Source organism: Nocardiopsis sp. TNDT3, assembly GCF_003427465.1.
GTDB classification, from domain to species: Bacteria; Actinomycetota; Actinomycetes; order Streptosporangiales; family Streptosporangiaceae; genus Nocardiopsis; species Nocardiopsis dassonvillei.
In genome coordinates this window covers 1-3934 of the sequence record NZ_QPFC01000315.1, presented here as the reverse complement: position 1 = coordinate 3934, position 3934 = coordinate 1, and the positions used below count along the sequence as shown (strand labels likewise).

Below are 3934 nucleotides of genomic sequence, written 5' to 3'. Positions count from 1 at the left end.
GGAGCCGGGCGGCAGCGGCGCCAGTGAGGAGAGGAACTCTCCGCCCCCGGTGCCCAGGTCCAGGACGGGCGCCCGCACGGTACGCACGAGCCGCCCGGCGCGCTCCCCGTAGGACCAGGGCAGCGGGTCCTCGACCACCCTCCCGTCCAGGAAACGGAAGTCCCACCCGGAGGTCGGCCGCCGGACGGCCTCCTCCACCAGGTCGTCGAAGTCTCGCACGGGTTCCCGCCTCCTCGTCGTCATCCGGCCATTGTGCGCACCCGGCGGGGCGGGCTCAACCGGTTAACGACGGGGCGCGGCCCCGGGTACGACCACGGGCGTACACGGTCGATACCGAACGCGGATGTGCTGGCGCGGCGGTCTCCCTAGGGTCGTGGGCATGACCGCACAGAAACGCTCCGCCCTCGGCCTGCCCTGGACCGTCATCGCCCTGCTGGCCCTGCTCGCGGCGCCCCGCGTGATCCTGCACGACCTCGGCGTCATCCAGGAGGGAACGCTCGTCAACGCCCTGTTCGTGTTCGTCCCCCCGCTCGTGTGGGTGGCGGTGGCCGTCCTGGCCCGGGCGCCGAACCCGTTCCTGACGCTGTTGGCGGTCGGCCTGCTCTACGGCGTCCTCCTCGCCCTGGGGCACCAGCTGCTGTGGAACACCGCCTGGGAGGGCGGTCCCCCCAGGCTCGGCGGCAACCTCGGCGACCTGCCGCCCCTCGCGCACGCGGTCGTCATCCGCGGCTTCGCGGTGGTGAGCAGCCTCCTCACCGGGGCGGCCGTCGGCGCCGTCACCGGTCTGGTCGCCTGGGGGATCGGCAGGCTCGTGCCCGCCCGCTCCGGCGTCTCCTGAAGCCCGGGCCCGCTCAGATGGCCTCGCGGCGCTGGAGGTAGGAGAAGGCCCCCCAGCCCGGCAGGACCGGCAGCCAGAAGGTCAGCAGCCGGAACAGCAGCACCGCGGGCAGCGCGACGGCGGCGGGGACGCCCGCCACGGTGGTCAGGCCGCCGATCAGGGCGGCCTCCACCGCACCCAGGCCGCCGGGCGTGGGCGCGGCCGAGCCGATGGCGTTGCCCGCCAGGAACACCACCGCGACCGCCACCAGGCTCACCTGGGCGCCCGGGTCGGCGAAGGCCAGGACCGAGAACTGCAGGCACAGCACGAACGCCGCGGTGATCAGCAGCGTTCCGCCGAAGCCGAGCAGCAGGCTGGACGGGCTCTGGAGCATGTCCAGCAGCCGCGGCAGCACCCCGCGCAGGTAGGGCCGGATCCGGGCGCCGAGGGCGTGCCGCAGCCGGGGCAGCAGCAGGACCACCCCCACCACGGCCGTTCCGGCGACACTGATCACGACGACGGTCGGGGAGGGCGTGAACCCGGTCCAGTACGAGGTGCCGGTGAGGTAGGCGCACACCAGCAGCAGCGGCACGTGCACCAGGAACCCGACCAGCTGGGTGAGGCCCACCGCGGACAGGGCCAGGGAGGTCGAGACCCCCTCCCTGGTGACGAACCGGGTGTTGATCGCGAGCGATCCCAGCCCGGCGGGGGCGGCGATGCGCACGAACGACCCCGCGTACTGGACCATGACGGTGCGCCACCACGGCAGCGGCACGGGCACGAAGCCGATGAGGATCATCGCGGCGGAGAGCGTGCACACCACCGACGCGGCGAGCGCGGCCAGCGTCCACACCGGGTCGGCCCGGCCGATGGCGGTGAAGTCCACGCCGGTGAGCTGGTACAGCAGCACCAGGCCGACGACGGTGGCGACGATGACGCTGACCACGGTGCGCGGACGCATGCGCTCCAGGCGGGCGGGTTCGGAGGGCGCCTCCGGGGCGATGCGCACCACGCGCTCGCGCAGCCTGGCCAGGAGCCCGCGGTCCCCGCGCAGCCCCCTGCGCAGCGCGTAGGGCAGGCCTGCGGGTTGCAGGAAGGGCAGGACCGCGGCCGTGGCGGTCACGCCCAGCGCGCGCACCGCCGAGTCCACGGCGCGCCCGGACCCCACCCGCATGGCCAGCAGGGTGAGCATGGCGGCCTGGTCCAGCCAGACCTGGAGCTGGGGGGCGGCCACGCCGCCGCGGTCCAGGCCGGTGAGCAGGACCGCCGCTTCACGAGAGGCCGCCGGGACCGGCGGGACCGCGGTTTCGGAGGTGCCTGCCGAGGTGGCGGCGTCTGCCGGTTCTGATGCGCCCTCGGGGACGGAGGCGCTGGCAGGGTCGCAGGGCTGGTCCAGGACACCGACGGTGGCGCCGTTGACGTTGCCGTGGACGAGCCGGTGGCGGTGCAGCAGTCCGAGTTCGCGCCAGCACAGGTCGATCAGCTCGTCGGTGAGCTCCTCGTCGTCGAGCGCGTCCAGCGCGCGGAAGGCGGGCAGCTCGCGGACCAGCAGGACGGTGCCGGGCCCGAGTTCGCCGACGGCCAGGACCCGGGGGACGGCGGCCCCCGCCTGCCGGGCGGAGAAGCTCATCAGAGCGGCGTGCTCGGCGCGGCGGCGCACGCCGTAGAGCATCCGGGGCGCCACGGGACCGCGCAGGAACAGCAGGTCGCGCAGGCGCCGCCAGAACCCGGCGGTGTTCTCGGAGCTGAGCACGACCAGTTCCACCCGGCGGCCGTCGTCGAGTTCGGCCAGGTGGCGGGGGTTGCCCTCCTCGTCGTCGTCCGCGCGGGAGACGCCGGTGGCGGCCAGCCCGAACCGGCGCAGCTCGGCGTCCAGTCCGTTGTCGGTCTGCGGCGGCGGCCTCTCCCCCAGCGCGTACCGGACCAGGGCGGCGCAGGTGAGGCCGACCAGGACGGTCAGGACGAGGGCGAGGAGGCTGGTGACCCCGGCCAGCAGGGCGCAGACCGCGACGGTGGTGTTGCCCGCCCACAGGATCGAGCGGACCCGCGGCAGCCCGGTGGGCATGGTGCGGATGAAGGCCAGGACGGCGGCCACGTAGCCGAGGGTGGCGCTGGTGAACACGTCGTCGGGGGCGAGCGCGTCGGGGAACCGCTCCGGGCCGATCAGCGCGAAGAGGGTGGCGTTGATCAGCGAGGCGAGTGTGTAGGCGGCGATTCCGGCGGCGACCGGCCGGACCAGGGAGCGCAGCCGCCCGGTGAACAGCGTGCGCAGGACGACGTAGCTGACCAGGACGATCAGCAGGAGGTTGGCGCCCGCGGCGACGAGCAGGAGCAGGCCGGAGGGCAGCAGCGCGCGGAGCCGGTCGGGATCGGTCCCCTCCACACCGTCGGTGACCACGCGGACGGCGATCATGATCGCCGCCACCACGATCAGGCCGACCGTTCCCGTGAGGAGGTCGACGGGCCTGCGCGGGGCTCTCGGTGTCCGTGGGTCCGGCGGGGGGATCTCGTCGGTTCGCGTTGTCACACCCTTAAGACTGCCCGAATCCGAGGGGGCCGGGGGCCAGGGGCGGTGCGTTTCGCGGGAGCGTCCGCGCTCAGCCCGTGGAGAGGTCGGGGATCTGGTCCAGCCCGATCTCGGGGGCGGCTGGCAGGGGGCGGCGCCGTTCCGTGTTCTCGAAGGACTGGAGGAGGTAGGCCACCAGGCGGCGGGAGGAGGCGGCGGCCGCCTCCGGCGGGCCGGAGGCGGCCCCGCAGTTGGCCAGGAACACCAGCGTGAGGTCGGCGAGCGCGAAGTCGGGGCGCAGCCGCCCGGCCGCCTTGGCCCGGCGGATGAGTTCGGTGAGGCCGCGTTCGGCGCGCTCGCGCTTCTCCTCGAAGGGGACCGCGCCGGGGAAGGTGGTGAGGAACGCGCCGGTGAAGCCCCGGTCGGCGGCCTGCATCGCGCACACCCGCTCGACCACCGAGCAGAAGCCCCGCCAGGGGTCCGGGTCGGCGAGGCCGTCGTCCACCAGGGAGGCGCAGGCCGTCAGCTGGTCGGCGAACACCTCGGTGACCAGGGCCTCGCGGGTGGGGAAGCGGCGGTAGAGGGTGGCGACCCCCACTCCGGCGCGGCGG

The 3934-nt window shown here is 74.6% G+C and carries 3 protein-coding genes and 1 pseudogene; 1 reads left to right on the top strand and 3 read right to left on the bottom strand.

The features are described from left to right. Window positions 1-219: pseudogene (locus tag DQW06_RS08490) on the bottom strand (class I SAM-dependent methyltransferase); the annotation flags it as partial. Between the two features lie 160 nt (window positions 220-379). Between DQW06_RS08490 and DQW06_RS08485 the strand changes: the two are divergent. Continuing rightward, window positions 380-838, top strand: coding sequence for a hypothetical protein (locus DQW06_RS08485; RefSeq protein WP_013152597.1), 459 nt, complete (start codon window positions 380-382; stop codon window positions 836-838). A gap of 13 nt (window positions 839-851) precedes the next feature. On the opposite strand, the gene DQW06_RS08480 is transcribed toward DQW06_RS08485, so the two are convergent. Both DQW06_RS08480 and DQW06_RS08475 read right to left on the bottom strand, forming a co-directional pair. Then, a complete protein-coding gene (locus DQW06_RS08480) occupies window positions 852-3230 on the bottom strand; it encodes a lysylphosphatidylglycerol synthase transmembrane domain-containing protein (protein ID WP_013152596.1) in 2379 nt (792 codons plus the stop codon). A 184-nt stretch (window positions 3231-3414) separates the two neighbouring features. After that, on the bottom strand, window positions 3415-3934 hold a 520-nt coding region (locus tag DQW06_RS08475), incomplete at its 5' end, for a TetR/AcrR family transcriptional regulator (protein WP_157983374.1).